This is a genomic window from Mycobacterium sp. E3305 (assembly GCF_001666785.1).
In the GTDB taxonomy this organism is placed as follows: Bacteria; Actinomycetota; Actinomycetes; order Mycobacteriales; family Mycobacteriaceae; genus Mycobacterium.
Window position 1 is genome coordinate 1 of record NZ_LZJA01000014.1, and the last position, 20,762, is coordinate 20,762.

The following is a 20,762-nucleotide window of genomic DNA, read 5'->3' on the forward strand; positions in this document are numbered from 1 at the left end:
CGCGGCGGCCAAGCCGGCCGCGCCCAAGCCCGTCGCCCAGCCGGGAACCAAGCCGACGGCGGCCGACCGTGCGACACAGATGCGCAAGTCGATCGCCGCGGCGATGAGCCGGTCCAAGCGGGAGATCCCGCACTACTACCTGGCCGAAGAAATCATGCTGGAGAAGTCGTTGTCGTGGTTGACGACGCGTAACGCGCAGCGATCGATCGACGAACGAGTGCTGCCGGCCGTCCTGCTGCTCAAGGCCGTCGGCGTCGCCGCGCAGCGGTTCACTGAGTTCAACGGATTCTGGCGGGAAGACGGGTTCGAGCCCGCCAACGGCGTTCACGTCGGGGTCGGGATATCGCTGCGCGGCGGCGGCCTGGTCGCGCCCGCGATTCACGACGTTCCGGAAAAGAAGCTGGACGAGCTGATGGACGACCTCACCGACCTGGTCGGGCGGGCGCGGTCGTTCTCGCTGCGCAGTTCGGAGATGTCGGACCCGACCATCACCGTCACCAACCTCGGCGATCAGGGCGTCGATGCGGTCTTCGGAGTCATCTACCCGCCGCAGGTCGCGATCGTCGGATTCGGCCAGCCCGCCGAGCGGGTCTGCGTCATCGACGGTGGAATCCGGGTCGTCACCACCGTGCAGGCCACGCTCGCCGCCGACCACCGTGCCAGCGACGGGCACCGGGGCGCGCTCTTCCTCGCCGCCATCAACGAGCTGCTCCAGCAGCCCGACCTCCTAGAGAAGTGAGGCGCTATGACCAATGAAGACACTCGTACCGTGGTGCTGTCGGTACTCACGAGCATCGCCCCGGAGGTCGACCCCGAAGACATCGCCGACGACGTGCTGCTGCGCGACCAGGTGGACCTGGATTCCATGGACTGGCTGAGCTTTCTGCGCGGGATTCACAAGCGACTGCACGTCGACATCCCCGAGTCGGATTATGCGACGCTGCGCACCCTGTCCGACGTGGTGACCTACGTGGAGAAGAACGCGTCCACGGTGTGAGCCGCCAATCGCGAACGGGGACATCATCTTTCGCGGGCAAGGGACAGGGGGTCGCATCATGGGCAAGACGCCCGAGATCGAGGTGCTCGAAAAGGCGGTGCTGCTCGCCTGCCGCGCCCCCTCGGTGCACAACAGCCAGCCCTGGCGCTGGGTGTCCGAGGGCGGTGCCCTGCGCCTGTTCGTCGACCGTCGCAGGGCGATACCCGCTACCGACTATTCGGGCCGGGAAGTGATCCTGAGTTGTGGCGCCGTGCTGAACCACCTCTGCGTCGCCATGACCGCCGCGGGCTGGGAACCGAAAGTCCAGCGGCTTCCCGACCCGGACGACCCCGACCAGCTGGCCACGGTCACGTTCAGCCCGCTCGAGCACGTCACCGAGGCCCAGCACCGCCGCGCGGAGGCGATCCTGCAGCGTCGCACCGACCGGCTTCCGCTGGGCAGACCCACCTATTGGGAGCTGTTCGAACCGGCCCTGCGGGAGACCTTCGACGACAAGGTGGTCAGCCTCGACGTGTTGGCCGATGAGGTGCGCCCCCTGCTGGTGCAGGCGTCGCAGCTCACCGAGGAGCTGCGCCGCGACGACTCGTACTATCACGCCGAACTCGACTGGTGGACTTCGTCGTTCGTGTTGGCCGAGGGGATGCCGCCCAGCGCGCTGGCCTCCGACAAGGAGAGCTGGCGGGTGGACGTGGCCCGCAGCTTTCCGGTCAGGAGCCACGCGGACCGCCGCGGCGACGTCAAGGTCGATTGGGCGAAAATCCTGGTGCTGTGCACGCCCGGGGACACCAGGTCCGACGTGTTGCGGTGCGGCGAGGTGCTGTCGACGGTGCTGCTGGAATGCACGGTCGCCGGGATGGCGACCTGCCCGCTCACCCATCTGATCGAGCTCGAGGAAAGCCGGGACATCGTGCGCGACCTGGTGGGTCGGTACGGCGAGCCACAGGCGCTGATCCGCGTGGGGATCGCGCCGCCGATGGAACAGCTCCCGCCGGCAACCCCGCGGCGCCGGTTGAACGATGTGCTGCAGATCCGGTAAACGATCATTGGTCCCCGGCCCGCGGGACTTTCGGCCGACGCCCGCGCCGGGCTCGCGCAATACCATCGGGTGTGTAGCGCTTTTCGATGAAGGGGACGACTGATGTCACTGATCGACGATGGGGTGTCCATCCTGCCGGTGAACGAATGCTGGGATCTGATCGCGGGCGTGACGCTGGGCCGCCTGGTCACCAGCGTCGGCGGTCAGCCCGAGATCTTCCCGGTCAACTACGCCGTCCAGCGCCACACGGTGCTGTTCCGCACCGCCGAGGGGACCAAACTGGTCAGCACCGCGATCAACAACCGGGTGCTGTTCGAGGTCGACGACCACAACGTCGCCGAGGGGTGGAGCGTGATCATCAAGGGCACCGCGCGCTCTCTGCGCAGCAACGAGGACATCGAGGAGGCCGAACGCGCCCAGGTACTGCCCTGGACGGCCTCGGAGAAGTCACATTTCGTGCGGATCGTCCCCGAGATCGTCACGGGCCGCCGGTTCCGTTTCGGTGCCGCGGAGTGATGCGCGGCTAACCGGACCGCATCCGCCGCGGCCGCGGCACGAACTCCAGCGACAGCAGCACCATCAGCGCCGCCGGAATGTGATGGGCGCACAGCACCACGTAGCGCCGGTTCGACAGCGCGTGGAACTTGCGCAGGTACCGGTACAACGACTCCAGCCGGATCAGCGGGTCCAACAGGTGGATCAGCCGCAGCGCGGCCCGCTGCAGCAGGCCCGGCCGCGTGGCTTCGAAGATTTCCGGAAACGCCGCAAAGGCGAGGGAAAGACGCTCTCCCCCAGACTGTTCCGCGTGAGCGATCATGTCGACGCTGAGCCGCTCGTCGACGCCGTTGGGCGCGTCCGGGCGACGGAACGGCACGTCCAGGCTGACCTCGGAACCCCCGCCGGCGGTGAGGTATCGGTGAAACGCGACCGCACGCCCGTCCCTGTCCCGCGCGATGGCCAGCGAGACGCCCGGGAAGCGGCCCTGCAGCGCGCCGTCGAGGTTCATGCAGAAGCCGCGGTCGGTGCGCGCGGCCCGGTGCGCGGCGTACAACACCTCGGTCAGCTCGGCCAGCATCGTGCCACTGAGATGCTGTTCGTCGACGATCTCGGTCGTGACGCCGCAGTTGCGGGTGCGCTGAACAGCCTGGCGCAGGTTGCGAAAGCGGCGCCCCCTCAGGGTGAAGTGGCGGATGTCGACGACGACATCGCGGCCGATCGGCACCGACAGCATCGGCTGGCCGACCGTGTCCCTGCGCCACAGCCCGAGGTGGCGTTCACCCGCGGCCAACACGATGATCTGCCAGCCCCGGCCGCGGCACATGCGGACGAAATCAACTGCCAGCTCATCGAATCGGGTCACATCACCGATCGGATCGCCGCTCACCACGGCGAAACCCAGCCGCGTTCGGTAGGCGATCGCCGCAGTGCCCTCGGTGTTGAAGTGATAGCTCTTGCTCGAATGCATCGCGAACGGCGCCAACGGATCTCCGCGCGTGGCGTCGACCAGACCCCACACCCGGCCCAGCAGCTCCGGCTGCGCCCGCACCGTGGTGGGCAGCGTCAGCGCGAGCCCGCTGCCGGCGATCAGGACATTGCCCAGCACCGTCCAGGACGCGACATGCGCCCCGAGCCCGGCCGCCACCGCGGCGGCGGCGTACACCGCATGTGCGGTGGTCACCGGACGGCCGAGAAAGACGCCGCGCGCGATCAAGGCGGCCGCCCCCAGCAGCGCCATCGACCAGCCGAACCGGCCCGGGGCGACGCGTTCATAGCCCAGATATTCGCGGGCGACCAGCACCACGAACCAGAGCAGGACGCACAGCAGCATCAGCACGCTGACGCGGCGCGCCGCGGGCGCGTCGGCGCCCACCAAGATCCGCTCCCCGCCCCGCGCCGTGTTGGCGCCGCGGCTCTCGGGACTGATTTTCACCGCGCGCTCTAGCGCACCACGAGCACGGAGCATTCGGGGTGGCGGAAGAGCGGGTGCCCTTGGGGTCCGACCAACTGCGCCAGCTGCCGCGCCTCGTCCGCGCCGATCACGGCGAGTTGTACTCGCTCGTCGTTGGCGCTCAGGTAGCCCGCGATGCCCTGCCTCGTGGTGATCGGGTAGACGCGCACCTCGGGGTATTGCCGCCCCCAGTCCGCCACCCGGCGTTCGAACGCGCCGTCGCCGTGCTCGGTGAGTTCCTCGGGGCGGCCACCGAGGACGAGCATGGGAGCGCGTCGCAGTTTCGCCTCCGCCGCAGCGAAACTCACGACGGCGTCGGTGTCGGGTGTGTCCGTCATGCGGACCACGATCCAATTGATGTCCGGTGGCGGCCGGTCGGAGCCGGTCCGCAGGACCGCCACCGGGCATTGCGCCTTCTCGGCGAGCTCGGTCGCCGTCGAACCCACGATCGAGCGGGCGTAGCGCCCGATGCCGACGCAGCCGACGCAGATCAGCGCGGCATCCGACGACGCCTCCAGCAGCACCGAACCCGCGGGGCCCCGCGCCACCTCGGTTTCCAGCGGCACGGCCTTGTTCGTGGCCTCAACCGCCAACCGCGCTTGCCCGAGCGACTTCTCGGCGTGCGCTACGTCGCGCTCGTAGTCTTCCGGTGCCTCGTGCGTCGGTTTGATGACGGAGACCAGACGCAGTGCAACGCCGCGGGTGATGGCCTCGTCGACGCCCCACAGCGCGGCCGCGATCGCCGCCGACGAACCGTCGATTCCCACCAGTATCGGTTTCATCGTCGCACCCCTTCCGCTGTCCAAAGTGTGTCAGCGCGTTTGGATGGACGAGCGGATCGGCACGGCCGGGGCCAGCCGCTCCGCGCGGCGCTTGACGGCGAGCAACAGGCCACGCGTCCCGAGGGAGATCATCGGCCGGGCCAGTTCCAGGACGAACACCTCGCCGGGGTAGCGCAAGCCGATTCGGGCGCGCGCGAGAAGCCGGACCCGGTCCTCCCAGTGCGGTTGCAGGTGAAACGACAGGACCGCGGTCCAGCGCGGTTCGGATCGCATGGCATTGAGCACGACATACTTCTCGGGCGCGATCTCCGTGACCCGCAACGTCACCCCGTCCGGCAACCCCCGCCAGCCCTCGGGAGCCAGGCGGATCACGTCCCCCACCCGCAGGCTCCCGTTATCGGCCCGTCCCGCAACGGTTTCCGGCCCCTGGATGCCGCCCGCCGCCCTGTCCCGGCCCATCTGCATCAGCCAGGACCACACCACGGGCGCGGTCGCGTCGATGTCGACCGCCTCGGTCGTCTGCACGGCCGGATCGGCCACCAACATGTCCCCCGGGACCCGCAGCTGCGACTCGGCCTTGGTTGCGCCCCAATTGCGGTAGTACCTGCGCGCGCAGTACAGCACGGTGAGCAGCGCAGCGGTCTGGGCGAAGCGCTTTCTCGTGTTGGCCATGGCGCCAGTGTGCGCGGAGCGCCCCGATGCCTGCGAGGGTCCTAGGTCCTTGGTGCGGCCGCCAATATGCCCTGCGCACCCGCGGGAAGCGCCGCCCTAGCCGGCCGGGGTGATCAGTCCGTAATGCCCGTCGTAGCGGTGGTATAGCACGCTGGCGCAGCCGTAGACGGCGTGGATGAAGAACAGGAACGGCAGGCCGAGCATGGCCAGCCGGTCTTCGGCTCCCTCTTCGGTGAGGCAGGGCAGCGGTTGTGAGCTGATGGTGACGGGCAGCGCGTGTGGACTCACCCGGTCGGCCATCCCCGGCGCCGCCAGCGCCAGGCGGTACCCCGTGGGCCCGCCGCGATACAGCACGCCTGCGGTGCCGGTGCCCTTCTCCGTGAACAGGTGAAAGTCGTAGTCGAGCAGCTCGAGTTCGCGGGCGGCCTCGTCGAGGGTGCAGGGCGCCAACGTGAACGACTTGCGTCGGATGACGCGTCGGTGGTTCGCCTGGCGGGGAAGGTAATTCGGCCGGTGGGCCGTCTCGGACTCGTACCGCCATTCGTCGGCTCCCGCCGGGAACTCATCGCGGCGCGCCTCCCAGTGGTCGGCGGCGCGTTGCAGGCGGCGACGCAGCCGCGCCGCGAGAAGATCGACGGCTTCCCACGCCGTGTCGGCCTGCACCTGGGCGCGGACCGGCCGGCCGTCGACATCGAGGTTGGCCTGGGCGACGACCGGCCGCTGCACGGCCGGATCGCGGTGCCGGGTCAGCCGCACCCGGGCGTGCAGGACCGGCCGGCTCGTGTACCGCGTCAGCTCACCGATCTTGCGGCGCGCATATTCGGCCGCCGCGGGGAGTTCGTCACGGGCGGTGACCTGGACGTCCATCTCCTGTGGCGCTGGGGATTTGTGACTCATAGGTTAAGTGCTACGGCACGGAAACTGTTGCGGGACAGGGCCAAAAGTCACCGATCGGCTGTCGTCATGACGCCGCCTGGGAGCCCCCGGCCCGTTTGCGCATCCGGGTGGCGAACGCCGCGGCCCGGTCGAGGTCGTGTTCGTTGGGCCGCCCCCGGTTGATGCCGCCGATGAACCCGAAGGGTCCCACCGTGTCGAACCCCCGGCAGGAGAACGATCCGACCACCGTGAAGCCCTTTTGCTCGAGCTTGTCGCGAATCGGCCTGTGGTAGCCCAACAGCGGAATCTCGCGCGCTCCGCTGGTGACGAACGTGAAGGCCGCGGTGCGGTGGTCGGTGGCCGGGAGCCGGCTGATCAATCTCCGCAACCTCGCGTCGGCCATCATGTAGTAGATGCCGGAGCCGAAACCGACGAGGTCGTAGTCGCGAACGATCTCGGGTCCGACCGACTCGGGGGTGACGACCTCGGCGCCCAGAACCTCGGCCATCCGGTCGGCCACCAGCCGGGTGTTGCCGTGGGATCTGGAAGCGCACACTATCAGCGACCTCATGGCCCGCTCCTTCGTGCAAACGTGGCTGGACGATTCCATGCTGCCTAGCGACCGTCGACCCGGTAAGGGTGCAAAGGCACAGCGGCTTGAGGGCCTTGGTCACTTTTCGTCGAATCAGCCCTGGTGCAGGGCGGGCTCAGGGCGGAAGAACGGAGGTCCCTCGCGGTCGGGACTTCGGTCCCTATCGGCAAGTCCGGCGAACCGGTCAAATAAGTGTTGTGACCGTGACAGTTCCGAGAACGAAGCGCAATACCGTGGCAAGCGTTGTCGGGGCGGAGGTAATCATTCTCGAGTCGCACCCGGCGTGGGTTTCGGCGCGGCGCTACGAAGCCGAGCTGCTCGAGTCGATGCGCAGGCACCCGTCGTCGATGGCCCGGCCGTGAGCCGACGAATGACGGCGGTGCTGGCGGCGGCGCTGCTGCTGCTCGCCGGTGCGCCTGGCGTCGCCGCCGCCGACAGCGGGCGGCCGCAGGCAAAGCCGGAGGAGCGGGCGGCGGCCCTGATCCGGCCGTCCATCATGTATCTCGCCGGTGAGGGCTACGGCTTGGTCCGGTTGCCCAGCGGTGAGATCCTGTCGCAATTCGGGCGGGGATCCAGCATGCCGTTCCTGGCGACCTGGAACTGCACGGCCTTCGTCGTCAACCCCGACGGGTGGGTGGCGACGGCAGGTCACTGCGTGGACCCCGCGAGCGCGACGGAACTGATACTCAAGCGGGCCGTCGAAGAGTATCGAAGCGAGTTTCCGAATGCGCCCGAGTCGAGCGACCCCGCGGCCACTTTGGAGTGGTTGCAGAAGAACGCGCGGGTGGAAGGCGACGCCGTCGGCCAGGGGCCCCATGTCGGTATCGCGCTGATGTCCGGTACGGGAACCAAACTCGCGGACAAGGTCGTCGCCAACGTCGTCGAGTTCCGGCCCCTGGGAAAGGGCGACGCCGCTCTGCTGAAGGTGGCCAAGCACAACCTTCCGTCGTCCGAGCTCGCCACCGACGCCGAGGTGACCATCGGCACGCCCGTCCTCGCGGTCGGCTTCCCCGAGAGCACGCAGAACGTCACCGGCGCTTCGCTGGACCCCACCTACAAGAGCGGCAAGGTCAGCAAGAAGTCCGTCTCGGGAACGAATCCGACGTACGAGATCGACGCCGCGATGACCGAAGGCATGAGCGGTGGCCCGACAATCGGGTTGAACGGCAAGGTGATCGGCGTGAACAGCTTCGCGCCCGCCGGCGAAACGCAGCCGTTCAACTTCATCGGCCCGGCCGACGGTGTCGCTGCCATCATGGCCGGTAAGGGCGTCAAGCCGACGCTCGGACCGGCCGACCAGTTCTATCGCAAGGGGCTGACCGCCTTCTACGCCGGCCACTACACCGACGCGATCGCCGCTTTCGACCAGACGCTGGCCATGTCACCCGGCTACCCGGGCCTGGAGGACCTCAAGACAACCGCGGTCAACCTGCGCCAGCAATACGGCGACTCCTCGTCGCTGAGCGGCGCGAATCTGTTGTGGTACATCGTGATCAGCGTCGCGTCGGTGATCGGTCTCGCCGCCGGAGTGGCCATCCTCGGCCGCAGCAGGCGCCGCCCCCCGACGCCCGACGTGCAGCCGCTGCGCCTGATGCCCCGGCATGAGGAGGACGACGAACCACACTTCTGCGCGCACTGCGGCGCCGAGCATCATCCGACCGAACGGTTCTGCCCCAACTGCGGCAAGCACATCGATCTTCCCGCGGCGACGCGAGGAACCGGGCTGATATCTTGACCGAGGGCGCGGTGGACGCGGGACTATCCATCAGATTGGCGTCCGGGTTCGACGAAGCGGTGGCCCGCACCCGGGAAGCCCTTGCGCGGCAAGGTTTCAGCGTTCTGACCGAAATCGACGTCAGAGCAAGGCTGCAGGCGCAGCTCGGCGTGGAGCTGGAGGATTACCTCATCCTGGGCGCCTGCAATCCGGAGTTGGCGTACCGGGCGATCAACGTCGATCGGGAGATCGGGCTGCTGCTGCCGTGCAACATGCTGGTGCGCGCCGACCCGGGTGACGCGGGCAGCGTGATCGTCGAGGCGATGGATCCCGGCCTCCTGGTCGAGGTGACCGGCGAGCCGGCGCTGGTCACCATCGCCGCCGAGGTCACCGAGAACCTGCGTGCTGCGATCGCGTCGCTGACCGAAAGCGATTGATTTCGGCGGCCACCATACCGACCAGCATCGGCACCGCGCGGGCGACGCGAGGGCTCAGCCCGGCCCCCGGGCCGGTGTCCGCCGCCTCGACGGCGAAGACCACGATCGCGCCGGGTACCCGTTCGAGCGCTCGAGCCAGGGCATGGGTGCGGCCGATGTCGATGTGGTGCGAGCTCAGACCCCCGGGCTGGGCGGGCACGCCGTCCACGTCAATGCGGTGGATGCGACCCGGGTCCGCCGGTTCGGCGATCGCCGCGTCGATGACGACCGCCAGTCCCGCCCCCGTCCACGCCTCGATGAGCCCCATCGGCTCGGCGATACCAGTTCGCACAACGACATTGGGCCACGCGAGATCGCGCAACGCGTCGGCGGCGGCGACGCCGACACCGTCGTCGCGCCGGTAGCCGTTGCCGAGCCCGATGACGGCGACCCGGCCGGCGGCCGCTGACTCATCCGCGGTCATCCCCGCTCCACCGTCAGCCTCAAGAAGTGCGCCGAGCACGAGATACAGGGGTCGTAGCTGCGGATCAGCTGCTCGCACAGCTCGGTCAATGCGGCATCGTCGAGCGCGAGGTTGCCCGAGACCAGGCGGGCCAGGTCGGCCTCGATGGCCCCCTGGTTCTGCGACGTCGGCGGGATCATCGTCGCCGCCGACACCAGCCCGTCCTCCTCGATCCGGTAGCGGTGGTACAGCAGGCCGCGCGGCGCCTCGCTGACCCCGTGGCCGACGCCGGCCCGCGCCGGGACATCGACGAACGGCCGCGCCGGGCGCCGGTATTCGGCGATGATGCGCAGCGACTCCTCGATCGCGTAGACCACTTCGACGGCGCGGACGACGATGCTGCGGAACGGGTTTCGGCATTCGCCCGACAAGCCGGCCCGAGCGGCGGCTTGCGCGGCGATCGGCGACAACGCCGCCGCGTTCAGCGAGTACCGGGCCAGCGGGCCGGTCAGGTAGCGACCGCCGTCGAGGGTCGCGTGCAGGGCGGTGGAGTGCGGCAGCTGCGATTCGACGATGTGGTCGGTGAAGTCGGCCACGTCGAAGGCCGGACCGGCGCTGCGCGCGATGACGCCGTTCTCGATCGGGTAGGCGCCCGGCGCGGTGAGCGCCAGGAACTCGTGGTCCAGCTCGAGGTCGGGGAACTCGAATCCCGCCACCCACTCGACCGTCGCCACCGCGTCGTCCAGCGCGCGGCGCAACTCCTCCTCGATCGGCTGGAACTCCAAACGCGTTGGCACGGAGTAGAATCCACCCAGACGCACGTTCACCGGGTGTATCGCCCGGCCCCCGACGAATTCCATCAGCCGGTTGCCCACCTTCTTCAGCGCGAGCCCCCGCTCGACGATCTCCCGGTGGTCGCGGGCCATCCCGACGATGTCGGGGTAGCCGAGGAAGTCCGGCGCGTGCAGCAGGTAGATGTGCAGCGCGTGACTGTTGATCCACTCGCCGCAGTACAGCAGTCGCCGCAACGCGACGAGCTGCTCGTCCACCCGCACGCCGCAGGCCTGTTCGATCGCGTTGCAGGAGCTGACCTGATAGGCGACCGGGCAGATGCCGCAGACCCGGGCCGTCAGGTCGGGCGGCTCGGTGTGGGCGCGTCCGCGCAGGAACGCCTCGAAGAAACGCGGCGGCTCATAGATGTTGAGCTGCACGCTGTGCAGCTCACCGTCTCGCAGCGTGACGTGCAGCGCGCCTTCGCCTTCCACGCGGGTCAACGCGCCGACGCTGAGCGTGCGTTCGGACGGGTTCACGGCTTGCTCCGTTCGGCCGCGAAGGTGGCGACGTTGAACGTCGAGAACACCCGGTCTACGCCGCCCTCGGACATGCCGTCGCGGCGCAACAGCGGGATCATCGTCGCGGTCCGCGGCGCCGCGGACGGCCCGAAGCAGCCGTAGCAACCGCGATGATGACTCGGGCACAACGCCCCACAGCCGGCGTGGGTGACCGGCCCCAGGCACGGAATCCCCTCGGCGACAACCACACACGTCACCCCGCGGAGCTTGCACTCGGTGCACACCGTCTTGGCCGGCAGCCGTGGCTTGCGGCCGATCAGCAGGGCCGCCAGGGTGTCGAGCAGTTGGCCCCGGTCGATCGGGCAGCCCGGCAACTGGTAATCGACCTTGACATGGGCGGAGGCCGGCGTGGACGTCGCCAGCGTGTCGATGTATTCCGGCCTGGCATAGACGACGGAGGTGAACTCGGTGATGTCGGCGAAGTTGCGCAGCGCCTGCACTCCCCCGGCCGTCGCGCACGCCCCGATGGTGACCAGCACCTTCGATTGCTCCCGGATCTCCTGGATGCGCTGCAAGTCGTGCCGGGTGGTGATCGAGCCCTCGACCAAAGACACGTCGTAGGGGCCGTCGACCGTCGCGCTGGAGGCCTCGGCGAAGTTGGCGATCTGCACCTGGTCGGCGAGGGTGAGCAGTTCGTCCTCGCAGTCCAGCAGGGTCAGCTGACATCCGTCGCAGGAGGCGAACTTCCACACGGCCAGGGTGGGTCGGCTCATCACAGCTCCTTCACCCGTAGCAGCGGCCCGGCGACGTCGTAGCCGACTACCGGGCCGTCGCGGCACAGCAGCAGCGGCCCCAGCTGACAGTGACCGCACAATCCCGCACCGCACTGCATGTTTCGCTCCAGGGATACTCGAATATTCTCGGCCGCAACGCCTTTCGCGAGCAGGGCCTCGGCGCCGAACCGCAGCATCGGCTCGGGTCCGCACAGGAAGGCGGTCGTCCGACCGGGGTCCAGGACGAGTCGGCCGAGAGGCTCGGTGACCAGGCCGACCTCACCGTCCCAGCCCGGTGTCTTGGCGTCGACGATCAAATGCAGTTCGATTTTCGGATCCTGCGCCCATTTTTCGAGCTGAGCGGCGAAGACGAAGTCGGCCTGCGACCGGGCGCCCACGACGAGCGTCACCTTGCCGTAGCGCGACCGCTCGGCCAGCGCCCCGAGTATCGCCGGACGCAAGGGGCACAGGCCGACGCCGCCGGCGACCATGACCAGATCGCGGCCGACGGCCTCCTCGAGCCCCCAGGTGGTGCCGAACGGGCCCCGGACACCGATCACGGTTCCCGGCTGCGCGTCGTGCAGGGCGCGACTGACCGCGCCGACCGCGCGGATCGTGTGCGTGATCGAGCCGTCGGTGACGGTGGGATCACCGCTGATCGAAATCGCGGCCTCGCCGACGCCGAACGCGTAGAGCATCATGAACTCTCCGGGCTGCGGTGCGCGCAACACCTCGCCGAGCGGTTCCAGGCACAGGGTGGCCGAGTCCGGGCTTTCCACGACGCGGCTGCGCACCCGATACGGGTTGGGCGCCATCACCGACGGGGGCGCGGCGACCGCCGCCGCGTCAGTCATCGCGGGCCATCTTGTTCATCTCCTCGGTGATGTCGATGCCGGTGGGACACCAGGCGATGCACCGCCCGCAGCCGACGCACCCGGACATGTCGAACTGGTCGTGCCAGGTGCCGAGTTTGTGGGTCAGCCAATGCCGGTACCGCGAGGCGCCGGACTGGCGGACGCTGCCGCCCCCGTGGATGTAGGTGAAATCGGGCTCGAAGCACGAGGCCCAGTGCAGCCAGCGCTCCGCGTGCTCACCGGTCAGATCGCTGACGTCTTCGGTGCTGGTACAGAAGCAGGTGGGACACACCATCGTGCAGTTGCCACACGTCAGGCAGCGGCTGGCGACCTCGTCCCATTGCGGCGATTCGCGCGAACGGACCAGCAAATCGCGAAGATTCACCTCGGGCATCTGGCGGCCCATGCGATGGGACGCGGCCTCCACCGCGTCACGCGCGGAACCGATCTCCGCGTCTTCGGCGGTCCGATGCGGGACGGCCGCGAGGACGTCGGCGCCATCCGGGGTGCCCACCTCGACCACGTAGGTCACGTCGTCACCGTCGAGCCGCTCGGTGAGCGCCAGGTCGTAGCCCGGACCGGCCGCGGGCCCGGTACCCATCGAGGCGCAAAAGCACAGCCCCCCGGGCTCGGTGCAGTTGACCGCGATCACGAAGATCTGCCGATGCCGGCGCACGAAGGAGCTGTCGGGAAGCTGGCCGCGGCCGAGCACCCGATCGAGCGTCGCGATCGCCGCCAGGTCACACCCGCGCACGCCCAGGAACGCGTAGCGCGGAATCTCCTCTTCCGCTTCGCCGTCGCTGAAACCGTCCCGGGAGCCGGCCCACAACCGGCGCCGTGCCGGGTGCAGAAACTGCTTCCACGACTGCGGCCCGGACGAGTGCCCGAACGCGGCGTCATCGTCGCGGCGGCGCACCCGGTAGTGCCCGGGTGCCACCTCCACGCCCCACCCCCGCGGTAGGTCCGCGGCGGACTCCAATTGATCGAGGACGATCGCGTTGTCCCGCAACGTCGGACCGATCACGCGGTATCCGCGCTCGATCAGGACCTCGACGAGGCGGTGCAACCCGGCGGTGCCGAATGACGCGGCACCGGAATCCTCGCCGTATCCGATCATCGGCTCATCATCTTCCAGTTCGGCTGTGCTGTATAGGGGTTGGACAACGGACGCACCGGTTACGAGGCCTCGGCGAGGAACTCGATGTCGCGTTCCCACATTGCGTCACGGGCACGATCCAGCCGGGCGCGGACGACGGCGACAAGCACCGCCATCGCAACGGCCACCGCCAGCGCCGTCACCCCCGCGACGCCGACCGCCTCGGCCACGGCCAGCCAGGTGGGGGTGGGAGGCATCACCGGATTGCCGTCCGCATCCACCCAGATTTCGACGGTTCCGTCGACCTTGGCCTGCTCGCTGACCGCCAGCGGTCCGACGCGGTCCCCCTTTGGCCCGGCCCACTTCGCTTGCACGACAGTCACGCCCAGATCCTCGACCAGGGCGTCGGTGACCGTTGCCCGCACGCGGTGCCGGTCGTGCGCCTCCTGGATGTACACCCGGTCCCGCGCGCCGTAGGTCACCGCGCCCGCCACGCCGGCGACGGGAACGGCGATCAGGGACACGGCCAGCGCGACCAGGACGACCAACGCTTCGATGCGATCCGAGCGGCGGAGCAAGGGGTTGCGGCCGAAAACGCGTGCCACCCGCCAGCGGCGTGGGTTGAAGGTGAACGTGTCCATTGTGTCCTCTGCGCCGCAACGATTTCGCCGGTTCAGAGGGCGACCCGGTGTTCGTGATCGGCCATCCACTCGACGAAGTCTCCCAGTTCGCGCCGCGGCGTGGCGGGCAACGGGTCCGCGTTGATCGGCGCCCACCCCACCCGTAGCAGCATCTGGGGGTAGTTGCTGTCGCCGAAGATGTCGGATTGAACCGCCGCGCGTGTTCCGGGCGACTCCAACGGTTCGGTGACCGGGCAACTGACCAGGCCCAGTGACGTCGCGGTGAGCAGCACGACGCTGGTCGCCTCACCGGCGCGCAGCTGCGCCAGGCGGTCGTCGTTGCGGGTGCCCAGCGCCAGGACCACGGCGTTGTCGTCGGCCGGTGAGGAGTCGGGCGCCATCGGCAGCACGGGGCCGGCGAAGAAGCGACCGGGAATCTTGGCGGTCGAATCCGGCGCGGGCGTGTTGCGGGCGGGAACGCCGGCGACCGACGCGTAGCGGCCACTCCACGCCGTCAGCTCGGCCAGATAGTCCTGGTTCAGGTGCTCCTGGACGGATTGGGCGACGATGTTGCGCAGGTTGTCGAGGTCTTCGACCTGGCACAGCGTCACCCCGCTGCGCGCCGCCCGGGCCGCCATCAGCGCGACGTCGCCCACCGGCACCGGCCACGAGCTGTAGTTGCGCCGGTCGGTCCGGCGCCGCGGGATGGCAGCGGCCATCGCGATGTCCACGGAGTCGGCCCGGTGCGGCGAAAGTTCAATCGCGGCAAGGTGGCTGGGGTCGGCGGGATTCGGGAACCGGGTCACCTTGGAGAGCCAGCCGACGGCCGCCAGCGCGACGACGCAGTGATGCAGCGCCGCACCGCAACTCAGCATCAGGTCCCGGCCGTCCGGGTCGATGTTGGGCAGCTGCCGGCTGTCATCGGAGTACAGATGCAGGCTCGCCGCGTCAACCCGCCACCGCCAGGGCTGGGAGTTGTGCACCGAGGGCGCCCGAGAGGCCAAACTCAGGACCGTCCGGACCGTGCCGGCATCCGGAAAGCGGGTGTTCATGGGTCGTTCCCCTTCGGTATTGCGTCTTCCCATTTACGATTGCGGATCGCCGCTCGTCCCACGAGGGCACGACGGCTCTAAGCGGAGGGACTTTGGGCCAATCGCGCAGCTAGGCGGCCGGTGCGATGGCCACATCGATCGACAGCCGATCGCCGATGGCATAGGCCGCCGACCAGTCGCCGACGCAGGCTGCCCTCGCCAGCTCGTCGACCAGGGGGCTGTGGGCGCCCAGCTCCGCCAGCCACGCCGCCACGATGGGTGCGATCTCGTGGCCCGGGACCCGGACGGTGCGGTCGCCGTGGAGACGATCGGTGACGCGGTAGATCGTCGCCGTCGGTACGGCCCGCAGCTGGTGCCGTTGTCTTGCGAACCTCATCACGCCCTCCTCGATCGAGCTTGGAATACATCCGACCACTTCCCCGGTGCGCTTCGTCAGGGCCGAACGCAACCGGGCCGCAAGTGCTTCAGTCGTGCTTTCGAGGATGCGGAGGTCCCGCGGGGGTAGGGCCGTTGGTCACCGCGCCGCGCGCCGCGAACGCGCCCGCGATCGAGGTGGCGGCGATCGTCAACAGCGCGCCGAACATCAGCGCCGACGCTTCGCCCGCGACCAGGAGGTGTTCCTCGGTGCCGATGGTCGCCGCGGCCACCGGCACCCCGAGCTGTGCGGCCGACAGCACCGCCAGGGTCAGCGGTTGGCCGAGCAGCCTGCCTGCGCAGTGCGCGAGCACGGCGCCGAGGCCCAGCCCCGCGCCGAGCAGGATGAGTTTCGGGTGCGAACCCAGCTCGCGCACCTGCAGCGAAGCGCCCAGCCAGACGAAGAACAGCGGGCTGAAGAAACCCTCGGTGATGCCGAAGAGCTGACGCGCCAACCGTCGCGGTTCGCCGACCATGCCGACCACCAGGCCCACCGCGAAGCCCGCCAGCATGACGGACACGCGCGCGCTCACGGCGAGCGCCGCCAGGGCGAACAGCACGATGAGGTTGGTCCGCAACTCCAACGCGAACCGGCGCTTCTCGGAGTAGGCGTGCAGGCGGCGGCGCCAGCCATCGGATCGCCGCAGCACCACGTACAACACCACCGCGCAGCCCGCCACCGCCAGCGCGCCCAGCGCGGCCGTCGGCGCGTGCCGCAGGTCAATCACCAACGGCAGCAGCACGATACACGCGGCGTCCGCGACCGCGATCTGGGCGGTCACGGCGATCACCTGCGGCCCTTGCAGTTTCAGCGAGTCGATCACCGGCAGCGCCAGGGCCGCCGACGACGAGGCCATCAGGACCGCGTACATCGCCGCGTGCCCGGTTCCGAAGGCCGCCGCCAGGCCGACACCCAGCGCCGCCGCGACGGCGCCGGCCAGTCCCGCGCGCCCCAGCGCCCGGGGCAGCGACGCGCGCAGCGCGCCGGCGCGCACCGGGACGTGCGTGCCGACGACGAACATGACCAGTGCGAAGCCGATGTTGGCGAGCAACTGGAACGTCGGGTTGGTGACGTCGACGAGGCCGAGGCCGGTTCGCCCGACGACCAGGCCCGCGATCAGCTCACCGATGATCACCGGGATCCGCAGGCGCGGCAGCGCGGCCAGCAGCGGGCCGGCCAGTCCGATGGCGGTCAGCAGCGCCAGGGTGTGGAAGCCAAACCCGGCCACGTCAACAGTCCCTGCCCGCCAGCACGAAGTTATTCTGCATTCTTCGCGCCGCAGTCCTAGGGATTGATCGTGTTGTCCCCCACTTGGCGCCCCCAGACGTACTCGATCGCGTACGGCGAGCCGGTGTCGAGATGGTTGTACGGCGCGATGCTGTTCCCGGTGTCCATCACCAATTCCGGTGCAGGCCACAGGTGACGGGTGATGGGCTGCCAGCACCCCGGGGCGCCGCCCGGGCCGCCGCGCGCGTTCACCCGCGGCAGGTTCTCGGGGTAGGTGTACGGGTTCGGCGCGCCGCCGACGACACCGGCGAGGCCGCCGACCAGGCTGGCGATCGTGGCCACCGCCGACACGGGGTTGGCCAGCAGCCCGAGCCCGGACAGCGCCTCGGTGTTCATGTTCAGCGAGTAGCCGTTGAATCCGCCCTCGGACGCACCGGTGAGGGGCACGACGTCGTGGTAGTTGCGCAGCGTGCAGTAGATCGCCGGGCTGTAGGTGTCCAGCAGCTGCGCGGTCGGCACCAGGTCCTGCGCGCCGCGGGCGAGGTACGGGCCGCCCTTGTTGAAGATGTCGGCGCCGGTGTTGCCGAACCCGGCCGCCGACAGCAACGCCTGATCCAAGTCCTTCTGCTGTTGATTGATGGTCCGCGAGGTGATCACCGCGTTGTTCAGGAAATCGAACAGATCGGGTGCCGCGTCGGCGTAGGTGTCGCCCAGCCCGGCCAGCAGCTGGATGTCGCGCCGCGCCTGCGGCATCTGCGGATTGACGTCGTCGAGGACCGCGTTGGCGTTGACCACCGACTGGCCGAATTTGTCGCCGAGGCCGGTCAGCGCCTGGGCGGCCGCGCTCAGCGTCAGGTTGAGTTTGACCGGATCGACCTTCTCGTTGATCGACACGATCGTCTGGAACAGCGTGTTGATCTCGGTGGTCACCGACCGCGCGTCGATCACCGTGCGCGGGTTGATCCGTTGCGGCGACGGCTTTTCCGGTGCGGTCAACGACACGTATTTGCCGCCGAACACCGTGGTCGCCTTGATGTCGGCGTTCACATTGGCCGGGATGAGCGACAAATAGCGCGGATACACCTCAAGCGTGAACTTGGCGGCCGGCTTGCCGTCCCGAACGGTCTCGGAGATGTTGCCGACGCGGCCGATCTCGACCCCGTTGTAGGTGACCTTCGAGCCGGGATCCATCACCAGCCCGGCCCGCGACGCCAGCATCGTCAGCTTCGTCTTCGCGGTGAAGCCGCCGCGGAACTGGACATACACCAGGGTGAAAACGATGGCCAGGATCACCAGCACGCCGACCGCGATCCACCGGTACGGCGGTAGGCGCTGGGAATTGATCTGCACCGGGGAAGACGTCGCCACCAATGCCCCTTACGTCTGCGCCGAGCGTCCCGGTGCCGCGGCGATCCTTCCCCCTGTCAGGGGCCTGCACACACATGCAATAACGAAGCCCACAAAATGTACCGTGGCGTCCCGCGATATGCGAACCGGCGTTCGCAGAATGGCGGTCGGACCCGGCGGCGGCAGCCAAGCGCGGAAAAGGCGCTACAGCAATCCAATCGGCCGTCGCGGCGCTGACCCGATCGCCTAACCGGCCTTGTCAGGCGTCGGGGTCTGCTGGACGGCGAGCGCGGTGCGCCGCCGGAGGAATTGGGCGAAGTACTCGTTGCGATCGGGCTGCAGAATTCCGTTCAGGAGGAGGGTCCAGCACTTCTGCAGGTCGTGTAAGAAACGTTCGGGTTCATCGAGACTGCTCGTTTTTCGCAGACCCATGTGCGCGGACAGCATCATCCGAGCCAGGTCCTCGGGGACGCAGTCGTCATCGATGTCACCCTCGGCGATGGCCTGCTCAACGATCGCCGCCAGCGCTTTGATCCATTGGCCGAACAGATTCTGATGGCGTCCTTCGGATTGCCCCACCGTTTCGACCAGGTTCAACGCCGCCCTGAACAGGTCCGACTTGAGGTCCTGGACGGCCACCAGAAACGAAAAGTCGATGAGGGTCTCCAAGCCTGAAAGCCCTCGGGTCTGCAGGCCATGCAGGGCGAGAGGCACCGCGGCCGTTTGCTCGTCGATCATCGAAATCGCCAGCGCGTGCTTGGAGGTGAAGTGGAAATACAGGGCGCCTTTGGTCAGCCCGGCCTCGGCGAGAATGTCGTCGAGACCAACCTCGTGGTACGGCCGCCGGGCAAACTGCTGCGAGGCGGCCCGAATGATCTGCCGCCGAGTCGCATCGGCTGAGGGGCTCAGCACGGCTGGTGTGTGTGGCCGGGCAACGCCGCAAGCGGCTGCAATGCCGACAAATCGCCTCCCCTGCGCAGATAAGCAGCTCGATTAAACGGTAACCGCTGAAAGCCGGGCTGTGCGTCGCGCCCACCCGTACTTCTCGTTTCGCTACCCGAACGGGTGGCGGGATTCTTCGCAGACGGCAGCGCGGAGCGCCTCAGTACACTAAGCGCCACGGAATGCCCAGGCTCGAGGCGAGGCGATTGGGATGCAGACGGGAGCGCAACCGACGCAGGTCGTGGCGACCAGGGTGCAAGCCCCGACCTATGACGACGGCCTGGTTCCCCGCGCGCGGCTCATCGAATTGCTGCGGTCCGGCCGCGCGAAGCGGTTGGCGTTGATCCACGCCCCGGCCGGCTTCGGGAAGACAACCCTGGCCGTGCAGTGGCAGCGGGTGCTCCTCGCCGAGGGCGTCCCGGTGGCGTGGCTCAGCCTGGACCGCGACGACAACGACGTGGTGTCCTTCCTGGCGCACCTCATCGAGGCGGTACGACGGGTCGAGCCGTCGATGGCCGCCAATCTCAGCGATCTGCTCGAACAGCACACGGGCCAGGCTCGGCGCTACGTGCTGGCCGAACTCGTCAACCGGATCGCCGAACGCCGTCGGCCGCTGGTGATCGTGTTGGACGACTGGCATCTCATCGACAGTGCCGACACCGCCGCGGCATTGGACTTCCTCTTCGACACCGGGCCGGGCAATTTGCACCTGGTCATCACGAGCCGAACCCAGACGCCGGCTATCGCGAAGCTGAAAGTGCGCAACCAGGTCACCGAAGTCGACACCGCGCATCTGCGCTTCGACCCCGAAGAGTCCGCCGCCTTCTTCGGCCTGAATGCCTTGGCGCTCAACGACGACGACGTGCGCCGCCTATGGTCGAGCACCGACGGCTGGATCGCCGCCCTGCAGCTGGCCACGCTGTCGTTGCGCGGCTGCGAAGATCCGTCGGAGCTGGTCAGCGCCTTCTCCGGTCGTCACCGCTCCATCGGCGACTATCTGGCCCAAAACGTCCTCAACGCCTTGCCGCCCGACTTGCTCGACGTCCTGCTGGCCACCTCCATATGCGATCGCCTCTGCGGAGAGCTCACTTCCGCCCTCAGCGGTCAGCCGCGCGGGCAGACGATCCTCGAAGAACTCGAGCACCGCAACATGTTCCTGCGGCCACTCGACGACGACCGCGAGTGGTTTCGGTATCACCACCTGTTCGCCGATCACCTGCGCCGACGGCTGGAACGTGACTATCCAGAGCGGGTGGCCGACTTGCACCGCACCGCATCGACCTGGTTTGCCGACCACGGGCTGCTCGGCGAGGCGGTGACGCACGCAATCGCCGCGGGCGATGCCGAGGGGGCGGTGGATCTGGTGGAACGCCACGCAATGCCCCTGGTGGAACACAGCCGGATGGCGACGCTGCTCGGGCTGGTCAACAAGCTGCCCAAGACGTTGCTGGCCAGTCGGCCGAACCTGCAGATCGCCATCGCGTGGGCCCATTGCCTGCTGCACCAGGCCCCGGAGGTGCAGGTCGCCCTCGACCACGTTCGCGCCGCGGCGCCCTCGGCCACCGACGGTTTCGGCGCAGGCGTCCTCGGCGAGGCCGACGTGGTGCAGGCCTGCACGGACGTCTACGGCGATCGCATCGACCGCGCC

At 68.7% G+C, this 20,762-nt stretch carries 24 protein-coding genes; 8 read left to right on the forward strand and 16 right to left on the reverse strand.

Features of this window, described 5'->3' with window-relative positions; translation table 11 throughout:
• The 4 genes from A5701_RS01795 to A5701_RS01810 all read left to right on the forward strand — a co-directional run.
• Positions 1-739: 2-oxo acid dehydrogenase subunit E2 (locus A5701_RS01795; RefSeq protein ID WP_197504909.1), on the forward strand; the 739-nt coding region annotated here is incomplete at its 5' end.
• A gap of 6 nt (positions 740-745) precedes the next feature.
• Positions 746-997 carry an acyl carrier protein gene (locus A5701_RS01800; RefSeq protein WP_067747903.1) on the forward strand — a complete coding sequence of 84 codons (252 nt, stop codon included), beginning with the start codon at positions 746-748 and terminating at the stop codon, positions 995-997.
• Between the two features lie 58 nt (positions 998-1,055).
• Entirely contained in the window at positions 1,056-2,033 is a 978-nt protein-coding gene (locus A5701_RS01805; protein ID WP_156669867.1) for an NAD(P)H nitroreductase, read from the forward strand.
• A gap of 102 nt (positions 2,034-2,135) precedes the next feature.
• Positions 2,136-2,549: a pyridoxamine 5'-phosphate oxidase family protein gene (locus A5701_RS01810; protein WP_067747905.1), complete on the forward strand. Its 414-nt coding sequence runs from the start codon at positions 2,136-2,138 to the stop codon at positions 2,547-2,549.
• A 7-nt stretch (positions 2,550-2,556) separates the two neighbouring features.
• Here the strand turns inward: A5701_RS01810 and A5701_RS01815 are convergent, their stop codons facing one another.
• From A5701_RS01815 to A5701_RS01835, 5 genes are all read right to left on the reverse strand, one after another.
• Positions 2,557-3,963, reverse strand: coding sequence for a bifunctional lysylphosphatidylglycerol flippase/synthetase MprF (locus tag A5701_RS01815; protein WP_231968976.1), 1,407 nt, complete (start codon positions 3,961-3,963; stop codon positions 2,557-2,559).
• Positions 3,964-3,971: 8 nt separating this feature from the next.
• The gene (locus A5701_RS01820; protein ID WP_067747907.1) at positions 3,972-4,763 is read right to left on the reverse strand and encodes a universal stress protein; all 792 of its coding nucleotides are present in this window, start codon (positions 4,761-4,763) and stop codon (positions 3,972-3,974) included.
• Positions 4,764-4,793: 30 nt separating this feature from the next.
• On the reverse strand, positions 4,794-5,435 hold the full coding sequence (locus A5701_RS01825; RefSeq protein ID WP_067747908.1) for a hypothetical protein: 642 nt from the start codon (positions 5,433-5,435) through the stop codon (positions 4,794-4,796).
• 96 nt (positions 5,436-5,531) lie between these two features.
• Positions 5,532-6,332, reverse strand: a complete 801-nt coding sequence (locus tag A5701_RS01830) for an HPF/RaiA family ribosome-associated protein (RefSeq protein ID WP_067747911.1) — start codon at positions 6,330-6,332, stop codon at positions 5,532-5,534.
• Positions 6,333-6,396: 64 nt separating this feature from the next.
• Positions 6,397-6,882, reverse strand: a complete 486-nt coding sequence (locus A5701_RS01835; RefSeq protein ID WP_067747941.1) for a flavodoxin family protein — start codon at positions 6,880-6,882, stop codon at positions 6,397-6,399.
• A 254-nt stretch (positions 6,883-7,136) separates the two neighbouring features.
• On the opposite strand from A5701_RS01835, the gene A5701_RS29120 reads away from it, so the two are divergent.
• The 3 genes from A5701_RS29120 to A5701_RS01845 are packed head-to-tail and all read left to right on the forward strand — an operon-like array spanning position 7,137 to position 9,054.
• On the forward strand, positions 7,137-7,265 hold the full coding sequence (locus A5701_RS29120) for a hypothetical protein (RefSeq protein WP_255396782.1): 129 nt from the start codon (positions 7,137-7,139) through the stop codon (positions 7,263-7,265).
• Between the two features lie 8 nt (positions 7,266-7,273).
• Positions 7,274-8,638, forward strand: a complete 1,365-nt coding sequence (locus A5701_RS01840) for a trypsin-like peptidase domain-containing protein (protein WP_156669868.1) — start codon at positions 7,274-7,276, stop codon at positions 8,636-8,638.
• An 11-nt stretch (positions 8,639-8,649) separates the two neighbouring features.
• Positions 8,650-9,054, forward strand: coding sequence for a DUF302 domain-containing protein (locus tag A5701_RS01845; protein ID WP_067747943.1), 405 nt, complete (start codon positions 8,650-8,652; stop codon positions 9,052-9,054).
• Here the strand turns inward: A5701_RS01845 and A5701_RS01850 are convergent.
• The 11 genes from A5701_RS01850 to A5701_RS01900 form a co-directional block, all read right to left on the reverse strand.
• Positions 9,005-9,517, reverse strand: a complete 513-nt coding sequence (locus A5701_RS01850) for a hydrogenase maturation protease (RefSeq protein ID WP_067747915.1) — start codon at positions 9,515-9,517, stop codon at positions 9,005-9,007. The genes A5701_RS01845 and A5701_RS01850 overlap by 50 nt on opposite strands.
• A complete protein-coding gene (locus A5701_RS01855) occupies positions 9,514-10,806 on the reverse strand; it encodes a Ni/Fe hydrogenase subunit alpha (protein ID WP_067747916.1) in 1,293 nt (430 codons plus the stop codon). Before A5701_RS01855 ends, A5701_RS01850 begins: the two co-directional genes overlap by 4 nt.
• On the reverse strand, positions 10,803-11,561 hold the full coding sequence (locus tag A5701_RS01860; protein WP_067747918.1) for an oxidoreductase: 759 nt from the start codon (positions 11,559-11,561) through the stop codon (positions 10,803-10,805). Before A5701_RS01860 ends, A5701_RS01855 begins: the two co-directional genes overlap by 4 nt.
• Positions 11,561-12,415, reverse strand: coding sequence for an FAD/NAD(P)-binding protein (locus tag A5701_RS01865; RefSeq protein WP_067747920.1), 855 nt, complete (start codon positions 12,413-12,415; stop codon positions 11,561-11,563). Before A5701_RS01865 ends, A5701_RS01860 begins: the two co-directional genes overlap by 1 nt.
• A complete protein-coding gene (locus A5701_RS01870) occupies positions 12,408-13,532 on the reverse strand; it encodes a 4Fe-4S dicluster domain-containing protein (RefSeq protein WP_067747922.1) in 1,125 nt (374 codons plus the stop codon). The genes A5701_RS01865 and A5701_RS01870 overlap by 8 nt, the downstream gene beginning before the upstream one ends.
• Before the next feature lie 59 nt (positions 13,533-13,591).
• Positions 13,592-14,152, reverse strand: coding sequence for a hypothetical protein (locus A5701_RS01875; RefSeq protein WP_067747924.1), 561 nt, complete (start codon positions 14,150-14,152; stop codon positions 13,592-13,594).
• Between the two features lie 32 nt (positions 14,153-14,184).
• Positions 14,185-15,183 carry a nitroreductase family protein gene (locus tag A5701_RS01880; protein WP_067747926.1) on the reverse strand — a complete coding sequence of 333 codons (999 nt, stop codon included), beginning with the start codon at positions 15,181-15,183 and terminating at the stop codon, positions 14,185-14,187.
• Between the two features lie 109 nt (positions 15,184-15,292).
• Positions 15,293-15,559, reverse strand: a complete 267-nt coding sequence (locus A5701_RS01885) for a hypothetical protein (RefSeq protein ID WP_067747928.1) — start codon at positions 15,557-15,559, stop codon at positions 15,293-15,295.
• A gap of 88 nt (positions 15,560-15,647) precedes the next feature.
• Positions 15,648-16,826 carry a cation:proton antiporter gene (locus tag A5701_RS01890; protein ID WP_067747930.1) on the reverse strand — a complete coding sequence of 393 codons (1,179 nt, stop codon included), beginning with the start codon at positions 16,824-16,826 and terminating at the stop codon, positions 15,648-15,650.
• A 56-nt stretch (positions 16,827-16,882) separates the two neighbouring features.
• On the reverse strand, positions 16,883-18,175 hold the full coding sequence (locus A5701_RS01895) for an MCE family protein (protein WP_067747932.1): 1,293 nt from the start codon (positions 18,173-18,175) through the stop codon (positions 16,883-16,885).
• Positions 18,176-18,418: 243 nt separating this feature from the next.
• Positions 18,419-19,084: a TetR/AcrR family transcriptional regulator gene (locus A5701_RS01900; RefSeq protein ID WP_067747934.1), complete on the reverse strand. Its 666-nt coding sequence runs from the start codon at positions 19,082-19,084 to the stop codon at positions 18,419-18,421.
• A 241-nt stretch (positions 19,085-19,325) separates the two neighbouring features.
• On the opposite strand from A5701_RS01900, the gene A5701_RS01905 reads away from it, so the two are divergent.
• Positions 19,326-20,762, forward strand: a 1,437-nt coding sequence (locus A5701_RS01905) for an AAA family ATPase (RefSeq protein ID WP_156669869.1), incomplete at its 3' end; no start/stop codon positions are given.